This is a genomic window from Candidatus Schekmanbacteria bacterium (assembly GCA_016219965.1).
GTDB lineage: Bacteria > Schekmanbacteria > GWA2-38-11 > GWA2-38-11 > J061 > JACRJM01.
In genome coordinates this window covers 76,103-101,422 of the sequence record JACRJM010000015.1, presented here as the reverse complement: position 1 = coordinate 101,422, position 25,320 = coordinate 76,103, and the positions used below count along the sequence as shown (strand labels likewise).

The following is a 25,320-nucleotide window of genomic DNA, read 5'->3' as shown; positions in this document are numbered from 1 at the left end:
CTTTCAGTTTTTCCATTCCTTCAGAAGTACATTTTCACCAGCCGGCTTGACAGTTCCCCTCTGGCACTGAACAGCAGGTGCCTGACGGGGAAGCAGCCAAGCCGCAACTGATTTGAACAGGTTTGGCAGATGCCGCAGCAGGCGCATGAAGTTTTAAGCCTGCGTGGCATCTGCCAAACCTGCTGTAATTTACGCCCTCGGATGATATTTCTTATATACCTCCCTTATCATCTGCGAAGACACATGAGTATATATCTGTGTCGTAGATATGTCAGCATGGCCCAGGAGAAGCTGGACAGCTCTGAGGTCGGCTCCCCTCTCTATCATATGCGTGGCAAAGGAATGCCGGAATGTGTGAGGAGTTATCCGTTTCTTTATCTTTGCCTTTCTGCAATACCTTTTAAGCATTTTCCAGACTCCCTGTCTCGAAATCCTTTTCCCTGATCTGTTCAGGAAAAGATAAATGGAATTAATTTTTTTCTTCTGAAAAAGAATCCGCTCTTTTTTAACATAATCTGACAGCGCATTTAAACCCTGATCGCCTATCGGGACAAGTCTTTCCTTGGAGCCTTTGCCTTTTGCTTTTAGAATACCGGATTCAAAATCAATGTCATTCACAGTGATCCCGGTAAGCTCAGAGACGCGCAGACCGCAGCCATAAAGGATTTCAAGCATAGCCCTGTCGCGTATGCCAAGCAAAGTCTTTATGTCCGGGGCATTGATAAGCCTTTCTACCTCTTCCTCAGAGAGTACATCAGGAAGTCTTCTCCAGGGGCGCGGGTTTTCAATCCTTACGAGCGGATTGCCTTTTATAATCCCCTGTTTCAGCAGGTACTTAAAAAACCCCCGGATGGAAACGAGTTTTCTAATGATTGACGAAACTGCAAGTTTCCGGTCCCGCAGTGAAGATAGATATACCCTTACATCGCTTATGGTTATTTCATCAGGGGCAGACTTCCCCTTCTTACCCATCAGGCTGATGAAATCTGAGATATCATTCTCGTAGGATTCGAGCGTGTTCCTTGAAAGCCCTTTCTCCACATCAAGCATTTCAAGGTATTTCAGCAATTGGTCATTTATAAGTGACATGGCAGTATTGAAGCAGTATCGTTAAGACATCATTCTAAGGGCGCTTAGAGGAATTTTTTCAGCAGTGCTTACCCTGAAAAATCTCCCCTTCCCTATGTTTGCAACTTTCTTCGCAAAATCAACTCCGGGATTCCCGGGCTCGCTTATAAGAAGAATGGAAATCTTTATATCCCGCATTACTGTCCTTCGTGCCTCGACAAGGGCAAATCTGTGTCCCACGTCTTCGCGCTTCATCTCGGCAGATGACGATACCCTGTTTCCTATGCCGGGCGCCGCATTGGGCTGCCCATCAGTTATAAGAACGATGTGCTTCTCATATGGAGCCTTCTCACGAATCAGCATCTTGCGGGCACACTCAATCCCCTTCCCTATGTTGGTGTACTGGTCAGCGCGCAGTTTAACCACCGCATCGGTTATACCGTGATAGCTCTTTCCCAACGGGAATATCTGTTCAGCCTCATTGCTGAAAGCCACAAGACCTACGCGGTAATTTTTATCTATAGCCGCTCTTGCAAGTGCAGTAACGGCAATCTTTGCAAACCTGAGCTTTGCCTGTTTCCTCATGGAAGCACTTACATCAAGACAAAGTACTATGTCCTCAGTCCTCGTAGGGAGTTTGAGATAGGACATGAGGTCTTTCAAATCGATCTGCTCAAGGCTCTTCCTGTTCCTTAACAGCTTTCTAAGCGTATGGTTGACGGAGATGTCGCCGAAGTTATCACCTCTCATGTAGGGACGGATGTCAACTATGTTGGCGGAAAACCTGTCCTGCTTAAAAGCATCTTTCAAGAGCCCGCTTGCATTGGTCTTTCGGATTAACTCGTCTAAAAGCCAGTCCAGGCTCTTTCCTGTTATGGTAAAGTTTATCTTCCCTTTGTCATGGATCTTAACTACTCCCCTGTTCTGAAGCTGGTAGAGAAGGACATGCAGGTTCTGGTATTTCAGTTTGTCATTGTCCACATCCTCCCCCTTGTTCTCTTTGACGACATAATGGACATAAGCATCCTCAAGAGAGCAGTCCTCGCTCTTGAATTTATGCTGAACATCCATAAGGTCAGCAACAAGCTCCATCAGTTTTCCGTCCGGAGCTTTTGATGCAGTGCTGTCACTCTGGAGTTTCTCAAGCTCCTCTATCCCTTTTTTTAACTCCTCCTCGCTTATAAGACCCTTTCGTCTCATGTTCTCAAGGTTCTTTCTAAGCTCGCTTATACCTTTCGAAGTAAGCTTAAGTGAGTTTGGCGTCATATTGCTCATGTAGCCGCGGCTTACAAGGTCATTAAGCATTCTTTCCAGTCCCTCATGCCTTGTCTTAGCTGCCTCCGCATAGCGGTCAAGGAGTTCCTTTATACGCTCATCATCAAGGTCGCCGGTGGCGAACAGGTCCCTTTCATTTATTTCTCCGGGTGACTTCTCATTCTCAAGCGCCTTGTCTTTCAAATATTCGAGGGCATTCAAGACATCTTCTTTGGAGAGAGGGACCTTCTTATAATTTATGCGGTGGTCGTCATCATCAATCTTTTCTCCCTTGATACCGTAAACTGCGGCCTTTATTATCTCATCGATGATTTCATCCTCGCTCTTCTGTGAACCGGGGCGCCTGACCACGCGGCTCGGAAGCGTAACCTTTGCAGCCCTTTCAATGGTGAAGCGCTCCATTTTCCCCGTAAGAGCAAGTATCGCGTCATGCACTTCCTTTATAGCTATGCTCGCCCTCACACTTGCGCCATGAAGAAGGTCAGGATGATTTCTTGTCATCTCTATTATATCGAGCATTATACTTGCCGCATTGTCATTCGTGATCGAGCTTTCCCTGACTTTGGAAGCCCACTCTTTGAGTGCATTCCCGAATATTTTCTGCGCAGTCGTAGACGATATATTCTTATCCGCGTAAAGCTGGTAGGCTGCCGAGAGTGTGTCAGGAAGGAAACGAAGCCCATATATGCTTTTCTCAGAAGATGGTTTGGAATAGAGTTCACCTTCATCATTAACAGAAGGTATTACTGAGCGTTTCAGTGTTTCATAGATTCTCATGGCTTCATAGATGTAGCTGATGTTGCCGGCAACTAGTATCTTCCCTTTACCTAAAACCGAAGAAAGATCTGCAAGCCTGCTTGCGCAATATACGGCTTTATCAACTATTTCTCTCACTGTCTCCTGGTCTGCAAAATAACTTTTCTGATATCTTTCTGAAAGCTCTGCAAGAAAACTGTGGACTGCGCCAAATCCCTTGCAGTCCATTCCCTGCGAATCAACAGCCTCTGATATGCGCTTTGATATGCCTTCGAGCCTCTGTTTATTCTCAAGAAAACCCGGGCTTCTCTGCTCTCCTATGCGCAATCTTTTCTTTGGGTAACCCACCGGAACAACCGGGATGTCTCTCTGCAATGCCTCGATTATGATTGTCTCCCATATGCTTCCCGGATAATAAGTGCTGTAAATGGATGATTCATTGCCGTCAGCGTAAACGGTATTGAAGTTAGTAGGTATTCCTATGAAATTATAAGGGCTCAATGAATGGAACATATTCGCGGAGAACTCCTGCATCGGCGATATTGAGACAGCTATGCATGATGGCTTTATCTCGTCTATTACCATGCGGACAATCGCCGGCACATTAGCGCTGATTTCAGGAAGCCCCAGGAAAAAGGTCTCGCAGCCTGAAAGATCCCCTTCCCCCTTCTTCGCTTTGCCGTTAACCCATCCTTCCACAAGGGAAGCGAGCCTGTTGTCGAGAAAGCTCGTCAGGTCCTTGATTTCAGCTTTAATAGTTCCCCTTTTTTTCAGGGAATCCGGCAGTAGAGGGCTTTTGCGGCGCATAGCTTTTTTAAAGATCGAATCGAGTACATCAGGGTACTCATTGCGCAGCACAAGCAACCGTAAATCATTTATGGTGGGGACAATCATTTCTCATCTGAATCGAGAACTTTTCTTACAAAGCCCTCCGGGTCTTCAAAGTAAGAGCTATCGCCTGAAATCGAAATTTTTCCGGCAAGCACGCGCCTTGCAGAGTCGACCACATCTTCCTTATCAACTTCTTTTTTATCTCTCAACTTTGACACAGCCTGGGACTGCTCATAAATCGAAAGCGATGTACGAACGCTGGGAGGGTTCTCGAGCTCCTCTTCCCTGCGTGCCCTGCGGCATATGTCAGCAATCGCCTCAACCTGTTTCTTCAGTATCTTTACTCCATCAAGCTTCCTTCCGTATCTCTCTATAATCTCTATTTCCTGGTCGCGTGTTGGGTAGCCTATAAGCACTCTTTCAAAACGGTCGCTCAAAGTCTCCGATATCTTCTCTACTCCGGCATATTCCTCGGGGTTGTCGGTTGCAATGACAAGGGTGTCCACATTTACCTCTATGTCGAAGCCTCCGATTGTCGTAACCCCCTCTTCAAGGACCTGAAGAAGAGTGTTCTGCGTCCTTTGCGGTACACGGTTAAGCTCGTCTATAAAAAGGATTTTCCTGTTGGCTTTCTGTATCTTCCCCGGAGTAAATGACCTGTAATCATGTATCCCGTATTTCATGGCATTGACAGGATCTATATCTCCAATGAGATCTTCGGGCAAAAGTTCAGATGAACCCTGTACCCTTACAAAACGCTGGACTCCAGGTATTGTTACTTTTTTGAGTTTTGATTTTCCGATACAGTCAGGGCATGCAGGCTTTTCAGGACTGCATACATACCTGCACCCATCAACTGTTTCCATTGGAGGAAGAAGCTTTGCAATTATGCGGGCTGCAGTCGTCTTCCCGACACCCGCAGGCCCTTCAAGAAGAAGATGCCTTCCTGCTACAAGGACCGCAAGGATAGCTTCTTTGGTTTCATCATCGCAGTAAAACCCTTCAAGAGGGTCCTCTTTTTTCCTGACCGTATCGAGAATCTTTTTGCGCAGTTCTTCTTTTATCATAAGAAATCCGTTGGTTGTCTCTTAACTACTTTTCAGTGCAATTATTAAAAACAGCCAAGCTGGCAAGAAGATATTTTAATGTTCAGCAGATTAAGTGCCTGTCCTATATTCATGATAGATACACCTTCTTCTTTAGCAAGAGCAAACGCTTCTGCACACTTAATCTTTCCGTCAACAGCTTTTTTCCTGGCTTTGTCTTCAATACGCTCTGAAAGTTCTTTTACTCTGGGGTCATCACTTTTTTTCCACACTGCCCGCGTCATTGCCGACTTCCTCCTGCTCAATGTTAATTTCGATTTTTGCATCCTTTTTAAGATCAGCTAGCAGCTTTTCAAGAATATTCCTTTTTTTCTCTGCCGAAAGCGTCGTGATTATGTCATCCCTCGCCTCTTCGACTGTAGCGTCCTGAGGCGCCTTTTTATCGGCTACCTTAATTATGTGATATCCGTAACGTGTTTTCACAACATCACTCATTTTCCCAACCGGCAAAGCGAACACGGCATTTTCAAAATCCTTGTCCATTACACCGCGGGGAAAATAATCAAGGTCTCCTTTGTTCTGCTTTGCTGATGGATCTATGGAGCGATCAACTGCAAGTTTTGAGAAATCAGCACCTTTCTTGAGCTCCTTGAGTACATCTTTGGCTTCCTGTTCTGATTTCACCAGAATATGGCTTGCCCTTATCATCTCCGGATGATCATATTTTTGCTTATTCTGTTTAAAATAAGCTTCAATTTCAGTCTGATTTACGTTCAAATCTTTGAATGTTTCAGCCAGGTATTTTTGCACCACCATCTGTTTTTTAAAATCATTTTTTACATAACTCTCATCCACTCCGAGCTGGGCCAAAAACTTATTGAAGTTCTCATCCCCCATCTTTGATTTAAATTGGGAGAACATCTGATCAAGTTCTTTTTCATCGATTGGATAGTTCTTCTTCATTGCAGCATCAAGCACCAGCAGTCTGTCTATCATCCTTTCCTTGATACTCTCTTTTACCTTTTCAATAATAGACTTTCCCTCAGGGGTATCGAGTTTAAGCTCTTTGCCGAATCTCTTGAAACTGTTTGAAGCATCCTCAAGCTCTTTAGCAAAGATCATTTTGTACTCTTTTTGTGTAATCTTCTGATCATTAACCTTAATTGCGGCATCCTTATCCTTAAGAAGATTACATGATATTAATCCCGGGCTTGCAAGAAAAACAAGCATAAGCACAAGGAACCATTTTTTTTCTCTGAAAAAATCAAAATTCATTCTTTTCTCCTCCGCGAGGGTTGAGTAACTATCTATTAGAACGTTAGTACGCAAACATTAAATAAATAAGGATTGAAAGTCAAATATAATAGATAAATAAAACGAGCCCCCTTCTTTGCAGAGGAGGCTCGTTTATCAGCTTTATTATCTGTATTTGTTTTTTACTTCTTTATCAGGTGAAGCTCTGTCTCAACCCTTCTGTTTTTCGCACGACCTTCCTTGGTGGAGTTGTCTGCGGCAGGCTCTTTCTCACCCTTGCCTATAGCTTCAATTAAACTTGCAGCAATCCCGCCTTTTTCATAATACTTCTTAACGCTTCCCGCCCTTTTCATTGAAAGCTTATTATTGTATTCATCTGTACCAACGCTATCAGTGTGCCCAATGACTACAACGCTGTATTCGGGATGGGATTTGATTGCAACTAGGTTCTCATCGAGAATTTTTTTCGCATCAGGATTTAAATCAGCGCGATCAAATGCAAAGTGGACATTTTCATAGTTGATTTCCTTCAGTTTGATAACTTCAGGCAGAGACTTTTCTTTTACAACTATCTCCTTTGATACAGGCTCAGAAGAATAGAGTATGTCGGAAACAGTGAGAGTCACCTTGTATGTTCCTTTAGCAAACGCATGTTTTACCATCTTGTCTGAAGCAGAACTCCCGTCGCCAAGATTCCACGCAAATGTAAGTGGGTCGTTGTCTTCATCAGATGATGCACTTCCGTCTATCATAACCTCTTCACCTTCTATCGCTTCAGACGGCATCGAGAAAGCAGCCTTTGGAGCATGATAACGTTTAGGAGGTTTGCATTCTGCATAAGCCTTTGCGGAAGCCGCCATTCCTGCTTCAGCCTTGGCAAGCAAATCAGCGGCATGAGCTTTCTGGTTTCCTTCGTCAATTATCTCATGGCCTGCCTGCTCAATAAGAGCCTGAACTTCGGCAAACAGCCTATCACCTTCAGGACAATAATCATTTCTTTGTTTTGCCAGCTCTGCAAGCTTTGCCTTGTCTGCATCGAGCTGTCCCATCAATTGCGCAGCACATCCGGAAAAAATCAGGGCTACTGCCACTGCTAACGCAGCAACAGACAACCCTCTTCTTATTTTACGCATTATCTTTTCCTCCTCAAATTTCCCAGTTAGTTAAATATTTTACTTTGACTTTTCCAAAGCCTTCTTTGCCTGCTCAAGCGCCTTTGCTGCAAAAACTTTCGCTGCATCAAAATCATACTCCTCCTCTTCATCTTTTGCAGATTTAAGGTAGGATTGAGCGCTGTAATACTCCATGGAAGCTTTTGTATCTGCTCCGTTTTCCCAGGCTTCATTTAATATTTTGCTTACTTCACAAATCTGAGGAGCTGCAGAAGTTGCACAACCTATAATTCCTGCAAATATAAAAGAAACCATCATTAGAACAAAAAAACATTTCTTCATCTCCAACACCTCCTTCGTACGTTCAAAAAATATTAATTTCTTACACACCGCAAACATATTTAAGATATAACAGCCACCATATTCTGATGTCAACAAACATTTTTCCACACTGTCAAAGCATATTTTGTAACTAATAATAATATGCTTCTAAAAAAAATCTACACAATTGTATCTTAAAAAGCATTTTGCCTATTTTGTATTTGCTTAATTCTATTGAAGATGCTATTTTTTTTATATGACATACAGGAGACAAAAACACTTCACGCTTACAGTGGTGGTTCTATTTGCCGTAATTTTTACTGCCGGTGTATATGCAAAAAATAGTGCAAAACCTTTTATGGCACTTGCCGACAACGAAATAAGTTTTGAATCAGCTACAACCGATTTAGAAAGCGTGGCTTTAGACCCAGGAAATCTGAAAAACAAGAAGGTAAGCGATATTAACCCTGATCCTTTGACACCTTTCAGCTCGGAAGCTCTCCCTAAAATCCATATCAAAATGGAGCCGATTAAGACCGCTGCCAAGAAAGCTGCTGTGACTTTCTCATTTCTTGTTACTTCTTCAACTAACAAGAAGTTCCGGGGAATTATAAATAATGTAAAAATAGGGATTAAAGACGGCACACCAAACCTGGCAGTACCTATTGACACTGGCAACAAAGAGAGCGTTAAATATATTTACCGTTCACCGACAGGAACCATACGAAAAATCACCGGGCATATAACAAATGACTCTACAGGGCCTTTGCTGAAAAGCGGGACGGATGAACTGACATTTGACATCAGTGTGTTTAAGGATAAAATATTAAAAAGCTTAAGCTCATGGGGAGTTAAAGATAAAACATTTTCAGGAACCTATACTTATACAATCAGTTTGTCCGGAACAAGCCTTGGAATAGAAGTCGATGAAAACACTTACAAGCCTGCTCAGATATTTGAAGGTCAGATCACCTTTAACTAATTCTTCTTTACTGCTTAAGAGATACTTCTTAGCGCTATTTTCAGTCATATTTCTTTTCCTGCCGCAAACTGTAAATGCAGTTGGAAACAACGGTTCTGAAGATCCTCTGAAAAAAGGCGTGGATTACATTTACAACCTCGAATTTGAAAAAGCAGGGCAAGTGCTTGGCAATCTCCGTGAAAAAAGACCGGATGATCCGGCTCCGTATTTTTACACCGCAATGATCTATTGGGGAAAACTATTCTTCAACTATGACAGGAATGCCATTAAGGATCTCGATCTGTGGCTGGATAAAACTATAGAAGTTGCTGAAAAAAAACATAATGCAGAACCTGAAAATGGTGATGCTGTCTTCTACCTGGGCGGGGCATACGGTTTCAAGGGGAGAATTGCTCTCATAGAACGGAGCTGGCTCCAGACTTATTATTATGGGAAAAAAGGGAACAATCTGCTTCTTGATGCAGAAAATCTTGCTCCGGCAAATTATGACATTATGCTGGGACTCGGGATGTATAATTATTTTCTTGCCCGCGTACCTTCGGTAATCAAGGTCTTGTCATTCCTCTTATTTTTGAAAGGTGACAGCGATCTAGGCATCCAACAAATTGAACAATGCGCTGCTAAAGGAACGTACGCTGCTCCTGAAGCGAGGATAGTCCTTGCAAGCATATATACGTATTTTGAGAAAAAACCTGAAAAAGCCATAGAACATCTGAATGTACTGGTTCAAAAATATCCGGACAATCCAAGGTTCCTGTATACTCTGGCAATTGCCTATTCCAAAATGAGAGATGAAAAGAAGGCGCTTGTTATCGCAGCAGACATAGAAGACAAAATCAGCAAGAGAAGCCAGGGCATTATAGACCAATGGGGGCCGAGGACAAAATACCTGCAGGGTGAGATATTATTTGAACAGAATAAATATGCAGATGCAATGCCATTTTATTTAAATGCCATCACTGCCGCAAAAGGCAATAGCAACGACTGGGTAATCCAGTGGTCAAACATGAAGCTCGGCATGATAAATGATGCTCTTAAAAACAGAGAGCTTGCAAAAGAATATTACCGGAAGGTAATAGATTTGAACGAAATAGGTGAAGAAAATGTATATGTTAAAAACTATGCTAAACAATATATCTCAACTCCCTTTGTCCCCGGCTCACAGAACAACATTGAATGAAAGCTTAGTCTGTTGATATATTTTATTCAATAATATCAAGGCGTTTTATTGCTTCTATTAAGTTTTTTCCCTTGACAATCTAAACCCTAAGCCATTAGTATCAAATTTTAATTCTTAGCGCTTATTACAATATGGAATACATAAGACAGATTGGCAAAAATTTTGGGGCAGTTTACCTTATTCTGATAACTATTTTCTGCTACCAACTTGCAGACATAACATCAGCTCTTCTTAAGATTGTTATAATTCCGGGTATATCAAAGCCCGCCGCAGTTGAAGAGAAAAAAAAAAAGGAAGAGACTCAAATTCAGTCGGTACCTTCCACAATAAATGACTATAAGATTATTGTCGATCGCGACATATTCCATACGCCGGCTGAAAGCAGCATGCAGGCAAATCTTAAAAAAATAGATTTGAAAAATATCAATCTTGATACAATACCGCTTTCTCAGTCAGGACTCCAGCTCGTTGGCACAACACAGGGTGACAAAAAAGACGATAAAAAATCCAACATAGCTGTCATAAGAAAGGGAGAAGATGTTAATTCTTACCATGTGGATTCGCCAATCAACGGAGGAAGGGTTTTAAGCATTCTGAAACGTGCCGTAGTGCTTGAGCTTAACGGAAACATTGAAAAGCTTGTGCTGGACATCGCACCGGTAAATGTTATAAATAAATTTTCCGCTCCGGGTAAAGCAGGCAAACCAGTCAATCCTCCGGCTCCGGTTGCAGAGAAAGGACGTGTGATAGAACGGTCATCGCTCCACCTTGACAATATGGGAGATTTCATGAAGCAAATGCGCCTTGAGCCTGTAATGGCGGGAGACAAGGCTCAGGGGTTCAGGGTATCACAGATAAAGCCCGGAGGCATAATGTCAAAGATAGGAATCATAAATGGTGATGTTATAAAAAGTATCAATGGTATGAGAATTGAAAAGCCGGAAAATGCTTATCAGGCTTACCAGAGTCTCTCAAAAGAGAGCTCTATTACTGTAGAGGTAGAGCGCGGCGGAAGAAATATTACACTGAATTATGAATTAAAGGACTAATAAATATGCTAAAGGGAAATAAGGTGAATGATATTAAAAGAGTTTTAATGTCCCTGCTTTGTATTATTTTACTTCTCCTCCTTTCAAAAGGTTCCACATACGGGAAAGATAACAATGACCAGCCAAAGAAAAAACCTATAGTTTCTACTCTCAGAAAACCGGCAGCACCTGCAAAACCAGCCGGCAGCATGAAAAAAGAAGTAGAAGCAGATGATGATGAGATGGATGCTGAAGATGAAGAAGATAGCTCTGATGACGAAGAAGAAGCTGACAGTGAGGAAGAGACAGAGGCCGATGAGCAGCAAGAAACAAAGATGACTCCATCAGAAAAACGTGCCGTAAAAGCAGATAATGCCGCAGCTCAAAAACCCGCAGCTCCTACACGACCGCCGATGCCGCCAAGACCTGCTCCGGTGGCATCACCTATACCACCTCAGCCAGGCAATCCTCCAAAGACTAACATCGCGCAGCAGGGAGAGTTCATCACTCTTGATTTCAAAGGTGAGGTCAAAGATCTGATAACCATGTTCTCAGACCTCATGGGAAAGAACATGATCTATGACGATACATTTCGCGACAAGATAACAATAATTGCACCAAAAAAACTTTCAAAGGAAGAAGCCTGGAATGTTTTTCTTTCAGTCCTCGATTACCGGGGATATAACGTTATTGAAAGCAAAGAATCAATAAGGATAGTAAAAGCACTGGATGCAAGGCAGGGTGCAATAGATACAATACTAGGCAAAGACGGGAAGGAACTGCCTGACTCGGCACAGCTAATAACCTATGTTACACACCTTCAATATGCAAGTGCGGAACAGATCAAAGGTGCGGTAGCGCAATTAGTGAGCCCAAAGACAGGAACCATCTCATCATATAGTCCTACAAACACTCTTATCATAAGCGACACAGCAGAGAATATAAAACGGCTTCTTAAAATAATAGACGCAATCGATGTGGCAGGGCTTGAGGAAAGACCTGTTATAACTGTACTGCCTCTTAAAAATGCCTCTGCAAAATCGCTTTCAAGTGAACTTAAAGACATATTGGAACAGGCATTAAAACTTGGCGTAGAAAGCGTAAAGGGGGCAAAACCAGGTACCACGTCAGGCGGAGGCAAAGCTGAAGGACCCAAAATAATACCTGATGAAAGACTAAATGCACTTATAATAGTAGCTGACTTACAGACCACCAAGCGGATAGAAGAGCTGCTTGAAAAGCTTGATTCTCCTGTTGAAAAGGGAACAAGCAAAGTGAATGTTTATTATCTTAATAATGCAGTAGCTGAAGATCTTGCCGGAGTTTTAAACGGGATAGTAAGCAAAGCCCCAAAAGCAGGAACCACAGGTGCAGCGAAACCCGGAGAAGCACAACCGTCAGCGCCGCTATTCGGAAGAGATGTTATCATATCTGCTGACAAATCAACTAATGCCCTTATCATATCAGCTTCTGCCGAAGACTACCTGCTCCTTAAAGACATTATTGCCAAGCTTGATATAATGAAAGCGCAGGTCTTTGTTGAATCCCTTATAGTTGAAGTCAGTGAGAACAAAATGGTTCAACTTGGAGTTGAACTTAATTTGCTTAAAGACCTTGAAGACGCAAGCAATCCTCTGAACAAGGTGAGGGCAATAGGTCTGACCAATTTCAGTTCTCTCCAGGGACTCCTTTCTACAACAGCAGGTAAAATCCCGACATTGCCTTCGGGAGCCTCTGTTGCAATAACCAAGGGTCTTATCACACTGGCAGACGGGACACAGGTATTGAACATTGCGGCTCTTGGAACTGCCCTTGCAACTCAAAGCGGCGTGAATGTCCTTGCCCAGCCGCAGATAATAACTGCAGATAATGAAGAAGCAGAGATAACTGTTGGCGAGAACCGGAGGTTCATACGCAGTTCAACAATTGTGTCGGACACTGCAAACACGGTAAATACCTTCGAGTTCAGGGATGTGGCATTAAACTTGAAGCTTACTCCGCACATCAATAAAGACGGCTTTGTGAAAATGACAGTGGAACAGAAAGTTGAAAATGTCATTCCCGGTTCAACATCAGATCAGGGGGTGGAAACATCAAAAAGGGAAGCAAAGACAACCGTAGTTGTTAAAGATATGGAAACAATCGTAATAGGCGGACTTATCAGGGAAACCAATTCACCGAGCATTACCAAGATCCCATGTCTCGGAGACCTTCCATGGATAGGCTGGTTCTTTTCACAAACAAGCAACACGAAAGAAAAGACAAATCTTCTTATTTTTCTGAAACCTACAATAATAAACACACCTGTCGAGTTCGCAAAACTTTCAAAGGATAAAAAAGAGGTTGCTAAAAAGTTCAGGGAAGATGATGAAAACAAAAAAGATATATTCTACAGGACAATCATAGACGGCAAATACAAGTTCTGGAAGGATGACGCTCCAATTCCTATGCTTGATGATCAATCAAAACTTCTCGAACAGACACCTCAGAAGGAACAGGAACCCGGAGCTGAAGAGAAAGCACCCGCTCATAAAACAGAAGTAAAAAAACCTGCTGCAGAAGAAATGGAAGTAAAGCCTACTAACAAGTCAGTTACTGCAGAAGAGATGAAAGTGAAACCTGCGGATAAACCAGTCCTTGCAGTAACTCAAGGACCGGAGAAAACAGAGGCTGAAAAAAAGACAGAGATTCCTCCAACTGAACCTGTTGTACAAAAAAAGGAAGAGCCTATTCTGCCCACTCCTGTTCCCGGTCCTCCGGCAGAGTAATATCAATGTTTGAGAACCTTTCAAAAAAATTAGAAACCGCCTTTGCGAAGCTTCGTAAAAGCGGAAAACTCAACGAGCACGATGTAAAAGACGGCCTCAAGGAAGTAAAAATGGCACTCCTTGAGGCTGATGTAAACTACAAGGTAGTAAAGGATTTCATCGCATCGGTTGAAGAAAAAGCTCTGGGACAGGAAGTGTTAAAGTCTCTTAGTCCCGGTCAGCAGATTATTAAAATCGTGAACGAAGAGATAATAGAACTATTAGGTCATGAGTATAAGAAGCTTGAGTTGTCCAGTACCAAACCTCCGGCGGTAATTCTCCTTCTGGGACTTCAGGGCTCAGGCAAAACCACTACTGCAGGTAAACTCGCCAGGATGCTGAAAACATCAGGACATAACCCAATGCTTGTTTCAGTTGATGTTTACCGTCCTGCTGCGATGGACCAGCTAAAAACAGTGGCAGAAAAAACTGATATTGATATCTATCCCGCATCTCCGAAGGACAAACCTCTTTTTATAGCAGAAAGTGCATACAAATCAGCAAGAGACGGAGCCCATGACATACTTATAATAGATACAGCCGGAAGACTCCATATAGATAACGACCTCATGGATGAACTTAAAGGGATCACATCGGCTTTGCCTGTTTCTGAAAAACTGCTTGTCAGTGACAGTATGACGGGCCAGGACGCTGTAAACATTGCCCGTGAATTCGACGCACAGATAGGCATAACAGGAATAATAATGACAAAGATGGATGGCGATGCAAGAGGAGGTGCCGCGCTATCTATGAGGGCTGTTACCGGAAAACCAATAAAGTTTATAACTACGGGCGAAAAACCTGATGCCATAGAGCCCTTTCATCCTGAGCGAATTGCTTCGCGGATACTCGGGATGGGAGATGTGCTGACACTGATTGAAAAAGCCCAGTCATCGGTTGACGAGGAAAAGGCGCGCGCGCTCCAGCAGAAAATAAGGGAGGAGACCTTCACCCTTGAAGACTTTAAGGACCAGCTTCTCCAAATCAGAAAGATGGGACCTATTGAAGAGATCATGGGAATGATCCCTGGGATGGGCAACCTTAAGAAGATGGGGCTTGGCGGAGATCTGGACGTCGGCGAAAAGGATCTCAAAAAAATAGAGGCAATCATAAGCTCGATGACAGCCAGGGAAAGAGCAAACTACACCATAATCAGCGGAAGCCGCAGGAAAAGAATATCAAAGGGGAGCGGCACAACCATTCAGGACGTAAACAGACTAATAAAACAGTTTGCACAAATGAAAAAAATGCTTAAAACATTCTCATCACCAAAAAAGATGGGAAGAGGAATGAAATTCCCTTTTATGAAGATGTAGCATTTAAAGGAAGGTCAAATGAAAAAGATAAGTAAAATTATAATGATAATCACCTTGGTGCTTCCGCTTCTTGGAACAGTGAGGAGTGACAGAGCACAGAGCGGCTGTGTCGGAACACCTGGCCAAGTCACAATAGACAGCAGAAAAATAAAGATTATTGATGATGACAAAAAAATAGAAATCATTGAAGACAGTCTAAATGTAATTCAAAAGGGGAATAAGTTTCATGTGTACGGAGAAGTGCAAAGCAAAAAAGAAAAAAAATATAGCTGGCTTACTGATGTAAAAATAAATGTCATTTTAAAGGATAGTAATGGGTCGCCAATCAGTTCAAAAAATGTATCAGTAACCGGAGATGAACCGAGGAGGCTTGTTTATTCAACAGAAAGCATTGTAACTTCTACAATTAAAAGGGGAGAGAAAGGGACATTTTCGGTTAATTTTGACGCAATGACAAATACCCTGGGTGTAATAGAAATTCAACCAACATCAAATAAAAACCAGACACTTCCTCTGCGCGTCAATAATAAAAATATAAAAATAGAACCCGTCGGGTCCGGTAAGTTTACATTAAGAAACAAGAAAGTTTATGGAAAAATAACCAACAACTCAGGCCTTGATATATGGAATACCACCATATATGTAAAAATAAAAGACACAAGTAATGGTGAAATTCTTTTCTTTGGCTCACAAAAGGAAGGAAGCAGTGATGTCATATACGGCAATTCAAGGGATAATGTCTTAAAATATAAAGAAACAAAGAGGTTCAAAATCAATACCGGCCTTAAGAAAAAGGACATGAATCATAGAAAAATAAGCGTGTGGGCAACATGGGAAGAGCAATTACCTTCTGATTTAGATATCCCTACAGATATTTCAGTCATTACAGATGCAGGGAGCAGTAATTCATTAATCCTTCAATGGTTAGATAACAGCGACATTGAGCAGGGATACATAATATTCAGGAAAAGCAGTGATTCAGTGGGGTTTGAAAAAATCTCACATACGGTCAGCACCCCCGATCAGATAATACTTACCAACACGATTACAACCTACACCGATACAGTCAGCGTCAGTTCCGCGCCGGTAACCTACACTTACAAGGTGGAAGCTTATATCGGTAAACCCTATGTCAAGGACGAGATAACATCTCTTAGCTCAAATGAGGCTGAGATAACCATTTCAAATTAAATAAGTAGGTTCATTCAACCCTTTCGCTTGACAAATGACAAGAGAATCTAATATATAGCTACATTCAGCAAAAAATATTACGCACCTGTTGTTACTGGTGGAATAGATTGTTTTTACAAAGGAGAAAAAGAAGATGGCAGTTGTTTTAAGGCTTACAAGAGGGGGCACTAAAAAGAAACCATTCTACAGAATAGTAGTAGCCGATTCAAGGATGCCAAGAGATGGAAGGTTCATCGAGATAGTAGGCTTCTACAGACCTCAGCAGACCGATAACCAATGCACCCTTAAGGAAGATAAAATAAGAGAGTGGCTTAGTAAAGGCGCCACACCGTCAGACACGGTAAAATCGCTGCTTAAGAAGTCAGGATTTTTTAAAACTCCTGCAGTTTCAAATTAGCTGTACTTAAGCAGTAGTCACGTATCAGCCAATGAAAGACTTAGTAACCTTTCTCGCAAAATCAATTACAAAGAATCCGGATTCTGTCACAGTTAACGACAAGGAAGTTAAAGGCGTTACTGTCATAGAATTAAAGGTCTCTCCTGACGACAGAGGTCGTATAATAGGAAAGAATGGCAAAACCATCAAAGCTATAAGATGTCTTCTCAATGCATCTTCTTCTCTCAGCAAAAAAAAGGTTTCGCTGGAAATAGTGGAATGAGCGCCGATGCTGACACAATCGTCATAGGAAAAGTTTTAAAGCCCAGAGGCCAAAAGGGAGAACTTACTGTCTACCCTATTACAGACGACCCTAAGCGTTTCTTGAATCTTTCATCAGTTATAATCGAAAAAAAAAACGGCACCGTTATTATCACAGAAATTCAGTCTGTAAGATTCCATAAAGACATCCTGATTATCAAGTTTAAAGGGATTGATACACCAGTAGCCGCGTGGGAGTTTGAAGGTTCGATAATTACGATATCAGAATCCGATGCAATGCCGCTACCTCACGGCCATTATTATCTTGATGACGTTATAGGATGCAGTGTATTCGATGAAGAAGGGATGGCCCTTGGCACCGTAAAAGAAATATACAAAACCGCAGGAAATGATGTATTTGTCATAAAGTCTGAAAGTGGTGAGATTTTAGTTCCGGCAATTGAGAGTTTCATCTTAGAGGTAAGCACCAAAGACAAAAGAATCACGATAAAAAAACCTGAATATGTGTGAACCATGTTTTTCACCGTTATTACGATATTCCCCGAAGCCTTCAAATCATACCTTGAACAGAGCGTAATCAGTAAAGCAATCGAAAAGGGGATAGCAGGAATAGACATAGTTGATCTGAGAAACTATGCAGAGGGAAGGCATAAAGTAGTGGATGATTACCCGTACGGCGGAGAGGCCGGAATGGTTATGAAACCGGAACCTATAACCAGATGCATAACGGCTCTAAAAACAAGGGATGTTTCTAAATCTGCCAAAACAGTTTTTCTCACCCCTGATGGAGAGCTTTTCAGCCAAAAAAAAGCCATAGAACTGGCAGCAGAAAAGAGTCTGATCCTCCTTTGCGGAAGGTATAAGGGTATTGATGAACGTGTGAGGGAAAGTATCGTTGATCATGAAATATCCATAGGAAACTATGTGCTTACCGGCGGAGAACTGCCGGCTATGGTCGTCATCGATTCAGTGATGAGAATGCTGCCGGGCACCTTAGGGAATATTGAATCTGCGGAGAATGATTCATTCTTCAATGGACTTTTAAGCTCTCCGGTGTATACCCGTCCGCCAGAGTTCCAGGGAATGAAAGTCCCAGACGTGCTGCTTTCAGGGAATCATAAGCAAATCAATGAGTGGAAGATTAAAGAATCGCTTAGGAGGACCATGAAAAGACGTCCTGATCTTTTAGAAACTGTTAAACTTTCTGATAAAGACAAAGCATTGCTCGAAAAGTTAATGAAAGAAACAGAAAAAGATGACTGACACCAGAGCTTATATAGGTCTTCTCCATTACCCTATTCTCGGCAAAGACGGGAATATCATAGGAACATCAATTACAAATCTTGACATCCATGACTTATCGAGGACAGCAATGACTTACGGCATTGAGAAGGTATTTATGATAACCCCTTTTGACCTGCAAGAGGAACTCCTTAATAAAATAATCAATCACTGGACAATTGGAACAGGTGCAAAACAAAACCCATTAAGAGCAAAAGCACTGAGCCTCGTGAAGGTTAAAAAAAATATTGATGAAGTTATAGAAAACATACAATCTGCTGATGGTTCAATGCCTCTGACAATCGCAACGGCTGCACGTAATATCGAAGGGAATATAAGTTTCAAGTCCGCAAGAGAAATGATCAGAGAAACACCCAGGCCAGTATTCATTCTTTTTGGGACAGGATGGGGCATGACTGAAGAAATAATAACAAAAGCTGACATAATTCTTGAACCAATAACAGGGAATACGGATTACAACCACTTATCAGTCAGGGCTGCCTCTGCAATTATAATTGACAGACTATTGGGAAAAGCTTAATTAACTATTTTTTAACATCGTCTCTGACTGAAGATGCAACCCTTCCCTTTTTTTGAGAAGTTTTAATGCGCTACTCTTCAATTGTTACCTCAGCACTTCCGTATTGCGATGTTTTTTTCTTATTTACAAATGTTATTACAACTGTAGATGGATACGGCAGTACAGAAGGTGCTGTATAAACACCGCTCTTTCTGTTCTTTGAAGGCTTTATCGTTCCCACAGTGCTGTTTCCACCGGGAATATTATTCACATACCATGCAAGATTTTTTTTCTTTATCTTCTTTCCTGTTATAAATGCTTTAAATGTCATTTTTTCATCTGCTGCAATGCTTGTCTTGTTTGGGGTCACCCATACCGGAGACACATCTCCGGAAAAAACATAAGTCATCGCTGTTTCCTGTTTAAATTCATCGCTGCTGTCTTTTATGCTGGCAAGCCAGAGAATTTGACCTTTAAGCTCGGGGGTATAAGATGGAAACCAATAAGAAGCACTGTTATCACCTGAAATATCTATAGTCTCGTCATAAACTTGTAAATCATTCTGGAATCCGACAACATTAGCACTGCTTCCTCGTTTTATAACTCCATTATTTTTGACTGTTATTCCAATTTCTATTGGTTTTGTGCTTGTTAAACCTATTCGTTTGTCTACTGTAAACGATTCTATACCAAGATCTATCGGAGAATTCTCTTCATCATATCCTCCTCCATTCAGCAGTACAGAAACCTGCGGTTCGTCTTCATCATCGCTGTTAATAGTAATGGTAGCACTGGTTGGAGTAATACCTGAAGGATTATAAATTACCGGTATGTTAAGGGATGAACCAAAAGGCACTGAATAGGGAAATGTCATATCTAGTTCAGCCAAAGAAAAGTCTGAACTCCCTGTAATCGAAATATTTGATATGGACAATGCGGTATTTCCGGTGTTGCTTGCAATTACTGTCAATGTACTTGTCAAACCATAAACTACTTTATCGAAGTCCAAAGATTCAGTGCTGACATTGATCTTGGGCTTTACTGTTAAATCATAACCCTCAGCGCTAAGCGATACATCAAGCTCAGGCTGGTCGGGGTCATCACTCTCAATAGTGAGAGTTCCTGCACTTGGTTCAGCACTATAAGGGACAAAATCAACCGGTATTATCACCGATGAACCGATTGAAACCGTAAATGGTGTTTCCGGGACAAGTTCGTTAAGGTCAAATAGAGAACTTCCTGAAATCAGTAAATTTGAGACTACGAGATCATCAATTCCCGTATTACTTATAGTAACGGATAAAGTTCTTGATGAACCTACAATTACTGTTTTAAAGTCTAAAGATTCTTTATCTGCACTTATATGAGGTACAACGCTTGGAGTGCCGGTTCCGGTGAGTAAAACAGATGCTGTCCCCTGATCAGGATCGTTGCTGGTAATAATTATCGTTGCTGTATCAGATAGGGCTTCTATCGGCTTATAATCAACCTGCAGAGTAATTGAGGCTTCAGCAGTAATGGTAAAAGGCACCGCAGGTGAAGAATTCAAAGTAAAGGCTGAACTTCCGCTTATACCAATTGATGATACAGAGAGATCAGCATTCCCCTCATTGCTTAATGTCAAATCAATGGATTTAGTCTGTCCATCTTCAACTGTTCCAAAATCAATCAAGATTGATGAAAGATAAATGCTGGATTGATTATTCTCATAAATAGAATCCCTGTATTCCCATCGGCCCATATCAACAGTTGTCCCTCCACCAGTCGGTACCAATGAAGCCGGATCTCCAGTATCAATACAGGGACTTCCTTCACTTAGCCGGTATTCCGCTGTGTCGGCAAATAAGGGATCACTCGATATATTTGAACTTCCTATATTAAATAAATTAACGGTATTGCTAACAGAGGTCGTGCAGTCATAAAAATCATTAAAATTGAGCTCAACCTCCGGGCTAGGTAATTCAGATGACGGATAAAGAGTCCTTACCGCATAATAAAAACCGGAGACAATATTATTCCTGCAGATTGATGATAAAGAGTTAGCAGCAAATGCTATACCTGTCTGTGCTCCTGGACCTATCAATGTATTATTTTCAACTGTGATATCCTCTGCCGGGATTGAAGGTCCTCTTACCAGTATTGCATTAAGGAAAGAAGTGCTAAATTCTACAATCAAATTCCTCCTTAGTATTGAACCGACATTATCTCTGCACTGAATGATAACTTTCTCATTCTGCCCCGGTGTAATCCGGTCATGAATATAATTCTCTTCACACGTCGTATAATCGCATCCTTTATCAAAACCTATTGTAATAGAGTCTGCATTACTAACATCATTCCCTTTAATCAGTAAATTATTGGATTCCGAACTGAAAATACTATTTTCGCAGTATGCATCAATCGTGCAGTTTTTAACTATGAAGTTTGGCGAACTGAGAATATAAACAGCCCTATAACAAATATTGCTGGTGCTTCCACCGCTTACCGTACAATTTTCAATGCGTGCACCTGGAGATTGCATCACATCCACTATTACATTACTGGTTTCCCCATTACCAACTAACTTAATATTTTGTAAAACCCAGTTATCAGCATAATTTAATTTGAATGCAGATTTAGTCGCCGGTGCAGTTATAATTACTCCATCAGCAGTTCCTTTTACCTTAATATTCCGTAATCTATCAGTTGAAGTATTACCCGATATAACTGCTTCATTATAGTCACCAGGCGATATCCATACCTCATCACCATCCGCAGTCAGCGAATCAATAGCTTTCTGTACTGTAAGAAAAGGAGCAATGGCAGACCCATCATTGCTGTTATCTCCTGTCTTGGAAACATAGAATATTTCTGCTCCGGCTTCGAACGTCCATGCACTGATAGCAATCAGCATCAAAATAAACATATAGAATATTTTTTTGTATTTCATGAGTACCTCGCTTTGCTATTCATCTACAATTTATTGAATAAAGTAAGAAAATACATTAATTTTTTTTTGTTGTCACTTTTTAAATAATACTGAAAAAGTAATAATAATTTATTTGACAAACATCTGGCGTTAGATTACATATGTTTTTCAGTTTTTCAGGAGACTTAAATCATGTTTGAAACGATTGATCAGTTTACAGGTGAAAAATATTCTAAAGATTATCCGCAGTATACACCTGGCGATACAGTAAAGGTCCACTTTAAAATCCTTGAAGGTGACAAGGAGAGGATACAGGTATTCGAAGGAACTATAATTGCCATAAAGAACAAGGGTCCCAGGTCAACTATTACCGTCAGAAAGATATCAAACGGTATCGGTGTAGAAAGAATATTCCCGGTTTTTTCACCGCTTCTGCAAAAAATCACGATCTCCAAAAAAGGTGTCGTAAAGCGGGCAAAACTCTATTATCTTCGCAGTAAATTTGGCAAAGCAGCCAAGGTTCAAGAGCAGAAATAATATAACCTGATACCTTAATGGACCTGTTCGAAAAAGAAGGGTTCTGCAAGGGCTTTAGATTTATTGCCGGAATAGATGAAGCCGGTAGAGGTCCGCTTGCCGGTCCGGTGCATGCAGCAGCCGTTATACTTCCTGCGGATCATCGCATAGAAGGTCTTAACGATTCAAAAAAACTTTCTTCTTCAAAAAGAGATTATCTTTTTAACAAGATCATTGGAACAGCTCTTTCCTATTCTATTTCAGAAGTTGATGAAAAAATAATAGATGAAATAAATATTTTGCAGGCTTCAAAGCTTGCCATGGAAAAAGCGGTTAAAGGTTTAAACCAGATACCTGATTACCTTTTAATAGACGGTATAGTTGCAATAGATTCTTCAATACCTCAGAAAACTATAATAAAGGGAGATGCACAGAGCTATTCTATAGCGGCTGCTTCTATCCTTGCAAAAGTGACAAGGGACAAGTTCATGATGGAGATGCATACCTTATACCCGCAGTATGGCTTTGACAGGCATAAAGGCTATCCTACAAAAGAACATATCATGAAAATAATGGAGATTGGTCCCTGCGAAATCCATAGAAAAACTTTCAAACAGGTAAAAAACTTTAAGGTTTTTTAATATTATATTTTTCCATACGGTATATAAGCGTAGGCCTGGTCATATCCAAATATTTCGCTGCCTTTGACTGATTCCATTCATTTTTTTCAAGGGCTTTTAAAATAATATCCCGCTCCAGTTCATCGAGAGAAAGTCCTTCTTCAGGTAAAGCACAAATAACACCTCCTGCAACAGATGAACATGAAGTCATTTCTTCGGGCAGATCCGCTGGTATTATAGTGGAATCACTTTTAATGACAGTAAGCCTTTCAATGAGATTTTCTAACTCTCTTACATTCCCTCTCCAGCTGTAATTAGTTAGTATTGCAAGGGCTTCCGAAGTTACCACAAGCTTTCTTTGTTTGCTGTTTTTCTTAATAAAATAGTCCAGCAAGAGAGGGATATCGTCCCTTCTTTCACGCAAAGGCGGAATCCTTACCGGAATTACGCTGAGACGGTAGAACAGATCCTCCCGGAACAAACTATCTGAAATCATTTTTTTTAAATCCCTGTTAGTCGCAGAAATTATCCTCACATCAACATCAACCTGTACGGAGCTGCCGACCTTGTCTATTTTTTTTTCCTGCAATACACGAAGCAGCTTTGCCTGCAGGGAAGGTTTCAGATCCCCAATTTCATCGAGAAAAATTGTCCCTGAATCTGCATATTCAAACTTTCCTTTTTTTTCGCTGTAAGCTCCGGTAAAGGCACCTTTAGAATGTCCGAAAAGCTCGCTTTCCAAAAGTTCATCAGGTATAGCAGCGCAGTTTACTATCACAAATGGCCCCTTGTTTCTCGGGCTGTTGTAGTGAATGGCTTTTGCTATAAGTTCTTTTCCTGTCCCACTCTCCCCGAGAAGCATTACAGTTGAATCTGAATAAGACACCTTACGGAGCAGTTCAACTATATCGTTCATAACAGGGCTTCCATAGATAAGCGAATCAAAACTGAATTTTCCTGAAAGCTCAGCCTTCAGCCTTAAATTCTCACCGCGCAGGCTTCTAAGTTCAAGTGCCTTTTTTACAGTTATTTTAAGTTCGTCGCGGTTAAAAGGTTTAGTAAGATAATCGAAAGCTCCGGATTTTAATGCAGCGACTGCCTGTTCTATGGTGCCAAATGCAGTTATCATAATAACCGGTATATCCTTATTATGGGATTTAACAGTCCCGAGAACTTCCATGCCGTCAATGTCAGGCATCTTCAAATCAGTAATTACTATGTCAAACTCGCTCTCCATCAGGATTTTTATTCCGGCACTGCCTCCGGAAGCTGAAATAACTTTATATCCTTCTTCGCAAAGATTATGTTCTATAACCCTCCTCAGACTGTCGTCATCATCAATCAACAATATCTTTATGTCAGAATTATCCATTTTCAAAATTCCCTGAGAGGAAGTTTAATAACAAAAGTAGTACCCTCATTCACTCTTGACTGCACATGAATAGAACCTCTATGATTTTCTATTATTCTTCGTGTTATGGAAAGTCCCAATCCAGTGCCGTTCTCTCTTGTAGTAAAAAAAGGATTGAAGATTTTTTCCATGTTTTCCGGAATTATACCTGAGCCATTATCGGTAAACGATATATTGACACATTGCACAGCAGGCATTTTCCCGACTGTAATTTCCTGTTCAGATAAATCTCTTGCAGAGGTCCCGCTGCTTTCTTGGAACGTGGAAATAGTGATTCTCCCATTTTTATCCATGGCCTGGATGGAGTTTAAAAGAACATTTAAAATAGCTTGTTTTATCTGCTCTTCGTCGGCATTGATTTTCCCTATTTTGCCATCAAGGTTTGTGTTGATGGTTATACCTTTTTTAGCAGCTCCAATTTCCACAAGTTCCTTTATGTCAAGGATCGAGGAATTAATATCAAATTCCTTGATATCAGGTTTGTTAGACCGTGCAAATGACAAAAAGTTATTAATTACTCTGTCTAACCTGTTGGCTTCTTTTATCATTATTTCAAGAAACTCATATTTCACGTCACCCGGTTTATAGTCATCCTTAAGTATCTCCGCACTCCCCAATATTGAGCCGAGAGGATTTCTAACCTCATGGGTTAAACTTGCAGCAAGCTCCCCCATAGTGGCAAGTCTGTCTGCTCGTATAAGTTGCTGTTCTTTTTCAAGGAGCTGTCTTGCCTGCTCCTTAAGTTTTTCATAGGATTTCTCAAGGTCATCAGCAGCCTTCTGATACTTAAATCTCAGAACTTTCTCCTGATCAGCCATAAAACCTGTAACAATACCTACAGCCATATAAATCGCTATCTCAAGGTATTCGTTTAATGTGCCCATGCCGGCTGTCCGCCATTGGAAGAAAATATGAGGGCCATAAAGTACTGCCGAACAAAATGATACTATGAACCCTCCTTTCAGACCATACCAGAAGGAGCCAAGTATTATTGGGATATAGTACATTCTGGCAAAAACATAATGATACTGTGTAAAAGCTAACGGAGTAGTATAATGTATTGTAGTTACTCCGACGAGCAGGAAAAGAATGGTGAAAATTCTTCTTACAAACTCTTTTTCATAAAATAGATTATTTTTTTCAGATGATCCATTTGAAACGCTCGTAGCGGAAGTTGGGGGATTATTCATATCTATGGATTTTGTCATTTAATTATATTCGCTCGCTAACCCGATAGCA

The 25,320-nt window shown here is 41.2% G+C and carries 24 protein-coding genes; 13 read left to right on the top strand and 11 right to left on the bottom strand.

Annotation, left to right across the window (positions count from 1 at the left end):
* Window positions 1-3: 3 nt before the first annotated feature.
* From HZA77_13830 to HZA77_13795, 8 genes are all read right to left on the bottom strand, one after another.
* Window positions 4-147 (bottom strand): hypothetical protein, encoded by a 144-nt coding sequence (locus HZA77_13830; protein ID MBI5376509.1) that lies wholly within the window; start codon window positions 145-147, stop codon window positions 4-6.
* 42 nt (window positions 148-189) lie between these two features.
* A complete protein-coding gene (xerD, locus tag HZA77_13825; GenBank protein ID MBI5376508.1) occupies window positions 190-1,080 on the bottom strand; it encodes a site-specific tyrosine recombinase XerD in 891 nt (296 codons plus the stop codon).
* A 30-nt stretch (window positions 1,081-1,110) separates the two neighbouring features.
* Window positions 1,111-3,993, bottom strand: a complete 2,883-nt coding sequence (locus HZA77_13820; protein ID MBI5376507.1) for a VWA domain-containing protein — start codon at window positions 3,991-3,993, stop codon at window positions 1,111-1,113.
* Window positions 3,990-4,997 carry an AAA family ATPase gene (locus HZA77_13815; GenBank protein ID MBI5376506.1) on the bottom strand — a complete coding sequence of 336 codons (1,008 nt, stop codon included), beginning with the start codon at window positions 4,995-4,997 and terminating at the stop codon, window positions 3,990-3,992. The genes HZA77_13820 and HZA77_13815 overlap by 4 nt, the downstream gene beginning before the upstream one ends.
* A 44-nt stretch (window positions 4,998-5,041) precedes the next feature.
* Window positions 5,042-5,260: a hypothetical protein gene (locus HZA77_13810; protein ID MBI5376505.1), complete on the bottom strand. Its 219-nt coding sequence runs from the start codon at window positions 5,258-5,260 to the stop codon at window positions 5,042-5,044.
* Window positions 5,232-6,251 carry a peptidylprolyl isomerase gene (locus HZA77_13805; GenBank protein MBI5376504.1) on the bottom strand — a complete coding sequence of 340 codons (1,020 nt, stop codon included), beginning with the start codon at window positions 6,249-6,251 and terminating at the stop codon, window positions 5,232-5,234. The genes HZA77_13810 and HZA77_13805 overlap by 29 nt, the downstream gene beginning before the upstream one ends.
* Before the next feature lie 161 nt (window positions 6,252-6,412).
* Window positions 6,413-7,363 carry an OmpA family protein gene (locus HZA77_13800; GenBank protein ID MBI5376503.1) on the bottom strand — a complete coding sequence of 317 codons (951 nt, stop codon included), beginning with the start codon at window positions 7,361-7,363 and terminating at the stop codon, window positions 6,413-6,415.
* 39 nt (window positions 7,364-7,402) lie between these two features.
* Window positions 7,403-7,684, bottom strand: a complete 282-nt coding sequence (locus HZA77_13795; protein ID MBI5376502.1) for a DUF4398 domain-containing protein — start codon at window positions 7,682-7,684, stop codon at window positions 7,403-7,405.
* Window positions 7,685-7,919: 235 nt separating this feature from the next.
* Here HZA77_13795 and HZA77_13790 point away from each other — a divergent pair, with 235 nt between their 5' ends.
* From HZA77_13790 to HZA77_13740, 11 genes are all read left to right on the top strand, one after another.
* Complete coding sequence (locus HZA77_13790; GenBank protein ID MBI5376501.1) at window positions 7,920-8,645, top strand: hypothetical protein; 726 nt, start codon at window positions 7,920-7,922, stop codon at window positions 8,643-8,645.
* Window positions 8,590-9,825 carry a tetratricopeptide repeat protein gene (locus HZA77_13785; protein ID MBI5376500.1) on the top strand — a complete coding sequence of 412 codons (1,236 nt, stop codon included), beginning with the start codon at window positions 8,590-8,592 and terminating at the stop codon, window positions 9,823-9,825. Before HZA77_13790 ends, HZA77_13785 begins: the two co-directional genes overlap by 56 nt.
* A gap of 131 nt (window positions 9,826-9,956) precedes the next feature.
* A complete protein-coding gene (locus HZA77_13780) occupies window positions 9,957-10,874 on the top strand; it encodes a PDZ domain-containing protein (protein ID MBI5376499.1) in 918 nt (305 codons plus the stop codon).
* A 23-nt stretch (window positions 10,875-10,897) separates the two neighbouring features.
* Window positions 10,898-13,621 (top strand): type II secretion system secretin GspD, encoded by a 2,724-nt coding sequence (gene gspD, locus HZA77_13775; protein MBI5376498.1) that lies wholly within the window; start codon window positions 10,898-10,900, stop codon window positions 13,619-13,621.
* A 5-nt stretch (window positions 13,622-13,626) separates the two neighbouring features.
* Window positions 13,627-14,976: a signal recognition particle protein gene (ffh, locus tag HZA77_13770; GenBank protein ID MBI5376497.1), complete on the top strand. Its 1,350-nt coding sequence runs from the start codon at window positions 13,627-13,629 to the stop codon at window positions 14,974-14,976.
* Between the two features lie 18 nt (window positions 14,977-14,994).
* The gene (locus tag HZA77_13765) at window positions 14,995-16,167 is read left to right on the top strand and encodes a hypothetical protein (protein MBI5376496.1); all 1,173 of its coding nucleotides are present in this window, start codon (window positions 14,995-14,997) and stop codon (window positions 16,165-16,167) included.
* A gap of 133 nt (window positions 16,168-16,300) precedes the next feature.
* Complete coding sequence (gene rpsP / locus HZA77_13760; GenBank protein ID MBI5376495.1) at window positions 16,301-16,564, top strand: 30S ribosomal protein S16; 264 nt, start codon at window positions 16,301-16,303, stop codon at window positions 16,562-16,564.
* A 31-nt stretch (window positions 16,565-16,595) separates the two neighbouring features.
* The gene (locus HZA77_13755; protein MBI5376494.1) at window positions 16,596-16,826 is read left to right on the top strand and encodes a KH domain-containing protein; all 231 of its coding nucleotides are present in this window, start codon (window positions 16,596-16,598) and stop codon (window positions 16,824-16,826) included.
* Window positions 16,823-17,335, top strand: coding sequence for a 16S rRNA processing protein RimM (gene rimM / locus HZA77_13750; protein ID MBI5376493.1), 513 nt, complete (start codon window positions 16,823-16,825; stop codon window positions 17,333-17,335). The genes HZA77_13755 and rimM overlap by 4 nt, the downstream gene beginning before the upstream one ends.
* Window positions 17,336-17,338: 3 nt before the next feature.
* Window positions 17,339-18,088 carry a tRNA (guanosine(37)-N1)-methyltransferase TrmD gene (gene trmD / locus HZA77_13745; protein ID MBI5376492.1) on the top strand — a complete coding sequence of 250 codons (750 nt, stop codon included), beginning with the start codon at window positions 17,339-17,341 and terminating at the stop codon, window positions 18,086-18,088.
* Window positions 18,081-18,647: an RNA methyltransferase gene (locus HZA77_13740; protein MBI5376491.1), complete on the top strand. Its 567-nt coding sequence runs from the start codon at window positions 18,081-18,083 to the stop codon at window positions 18,645-18,647. The genes trmD and HZA77_13740 overlap by 8 nt, the downstream gene beginning before the upstream one ends.
* 70 nt (window positions 18,648-18,717) lie before the next feature.
* Here HZA77_13740 and HZA77_13735 read toward each other — a convergent pair whose 3' ends face one another.
* Window positions 18,718-21,555, bottom strand: coding sequence for a choice-of-anchor D domain-containing protein (locus tag HZA77_13735; protein MBI5376490.1), 2,838 nt, complete (start codon window positions 21,553-21,555; stop codon window positions 18,718-18,720).
* A gap of 171 nt (window positions 21,556-21,726) precedes the next feature.
* Between HZA77_13735 and rplS the strand changes: the two genes are divergently transcribed.
* The gene (rplS, locus tag HZA77_13730; GenBank protein ID MBI5376489.1) at window positions 21,727-22,071 is read left to right on the top strand and encodes a 50S ribosomal protein L19; all 345 of its coding nucleotides are present in this window, start codon (window positions 21,727-21,729) and stop codon (window positions 22,069-22,071) included.
* A 17-nt stretch (window positions 22,072-22,088) separates the two neighbouring features.
* Entirely contained in the window at window positions 22,089-22,691 is a 603-nt protein-coding gene (locus HZA77_13725; protein ID MBI5376488.1) for a ribonuclease HII, read from the top strand.
* On the opposite strand, the gene HZA77_13720 is transcribed toward HZA77_13725, so the two are convergent.
* Together HZA77_13720 and HZA77_13715 are read right to left on the bottom strand one after the other, a co-directional pair.
* Window positions 22,678-24,042 carry a sigma-54-dependent Fis family transcriptional regulator gene (locus tag HZA77_13720; protein ID MBI5376487.1) on the bottom strand — a complete coding sequence of 455 codons (1,365 nt, stop codon included), beginning with the start codon at window positions 24,040-24,042 and terminating at the stop codon, window positions 22,678-22,680. The genes HZA77_13725 and HZA77_13720 overlap by 14 nt on opposite strands.
* A 2-nt stretch (window positions 24,043-24,044) precedes the next feature.
* Window positions 24,045-25,289, bottom strand: a complete 1,245-nt coding sequence (locus HZA77_13715; GenBank protein MBI5376486.1) for a sensor histidine kinase — start codon at window positions 25,287-25,289, stop codon at window positions 24,045-24,047.
* Window positions 25,290-25,320: the final 31 nt, after the last annotated feature.

Bases quoted from the DNA above. Each gene is read 5' to 3' on its own strand.
- rpsP (MBI5376495.1), top strand. From the start codon at position 16,301: ATGGCAGTTGTTTTAAGGCTTACAAGAGGGGGCACTAAAAAGAAACCA.
- HZA77_13735 (MBI5376490.1), bottom strand. From the start codon at position 21,555: ATGAAATACAAAAAAATATTCTATATGTTTATTTTGATGCTGATTGCT.
- ffh (MBI5376497.1), top strand. From the start codon at position 13,627: ATGTTTGAGAACCTTTCAAAAAAATTAGAAACCGCCTTTGCGAAGCTT.
- HZA77_13715 (MBI5376486.1), bottom strand. From the start codon at position 25,289: ATGACAAAATCCATAGATATGAATAATCCCCCAACTTCCGCTACGAGC.
- HZA77_13805 (MBI5376504.1), bottom strand. From the start codon at position 6,251: ATGAATTTTGATTTTTTCAGAGAAAAAAAATGGTTCCTTGTGCTTATG.
- HZA77_13740 (MBI5376491.1), top strand. From the start codon at position 18,081: ATGACTGACACCAGAGCTTATATAGGTCTTCTCCATTACCCTATTCTC.
- HZA77_13765 (MBI5376496.1), top strand. From the start codon at position 14,995: ATGAAAAAGATAAGTAAAATTATAATGATAATCACCTTGGTGCTTCCG.
- HZA77_13820 (MBI5376507.1), bottom strand. From the start codon at position 3,993: ATGATTGTCCCCACCATAAATGATTTACGGTTGCTTGTGCTGCGCAAT.
- HZA77_13815 (MBI5376506.1), bottom strand. From the start codon at position 4,997: ATGATAAAAGAAGAACTGCGCAAAAAGATTCTCGATACGGTCAGGAAA.
- HZA77_13785 (MBI5376500.1), top strand. From the start codon at position 8,590: ATGAAAACACTTACAAGCCTGCTCAGATATTTGAAGGTCAGATCACCT.
- HZA77_13795 (MBI5376502.1), bottom strand. From the start codon at position 7,684: ATGAAGAAATGTTTTTTTGTTCTAATGATGGTTTCTTTTATATTTGCA.
- HZA77_13780 (MBI5376499.1), top strand. From the start codon at position 9,957: ATGGAATACATAAGACAGATTGGCAAAAATTTTGGGGCAGTTTACCTT.
- rplS (MBI5376489.1), top strand. From the start codon at position 21,727: ATGTTTGAAACGATTGATCAGTTTACAGGTGAAAAATATTCTAAAGAT.
- trmD (MBI5376492.1), top strand. From the start codon at position 17,339: ATGTTTTTCACCGTTATTACGATATTCCCCGAAGCCTTCAAATCATAC.
- HZA77_13755 (MBI5376494.1), top strand. From the start codon at position 16,596: ATGAAAGACTTAGTAACCTTTCTCGCAAAATCAATTACAAAGAATCCG.
- HZA77_13810 (MBI5376505.1), bottom strand. From the start codon at position 5,260: ATGACGCGGGCAGTGTGGAAAAAAAGTGATGACCCCAGAGTAAAAGAA.
- HZA77_13720 (MBI5376487.1), bottom strand. From the start codon at position 24,042: ATGGATAATTCTGACATAAAGATATTGTTGATTGATGATGACGACAGT.
- HZA77_13800 (MBI5376503.1), bottom strand. From the start codon at position 7,363: ATGCGTAAAATAAGAAGAGGGTTGTCTGTTGCTGCGTTAGCAGTGGCA.
- HZA77_13830 (MBI5376509.1), bottom strand. From the start codon at position 147: ATGCGCCTGCTGCGGCATCTGCCAAACCTGTTCAAATCAGTTGCGGCT.
- HZA77_13725 (MBI5376488.1), top strand. From the start codon at position 22,089: ATGGACCTGTTCGAAAAAGAAGGGTTCTGCAAGGGCTTTAGATTTATT.
- HZA77_13790 (MBI5376501.1), top strand. From the start codon at position 7,920: ATGACATACAGGAGACAAAAACACTTCACGCTTACAGTGGTGGTTCTA.
- rimM (MBI5376493.1), top strand. From the start codon at position 16,823: ATGAGCGCCGATGCTGACACAATCGTCATAGGAAAAGTTTTAAAGCCC.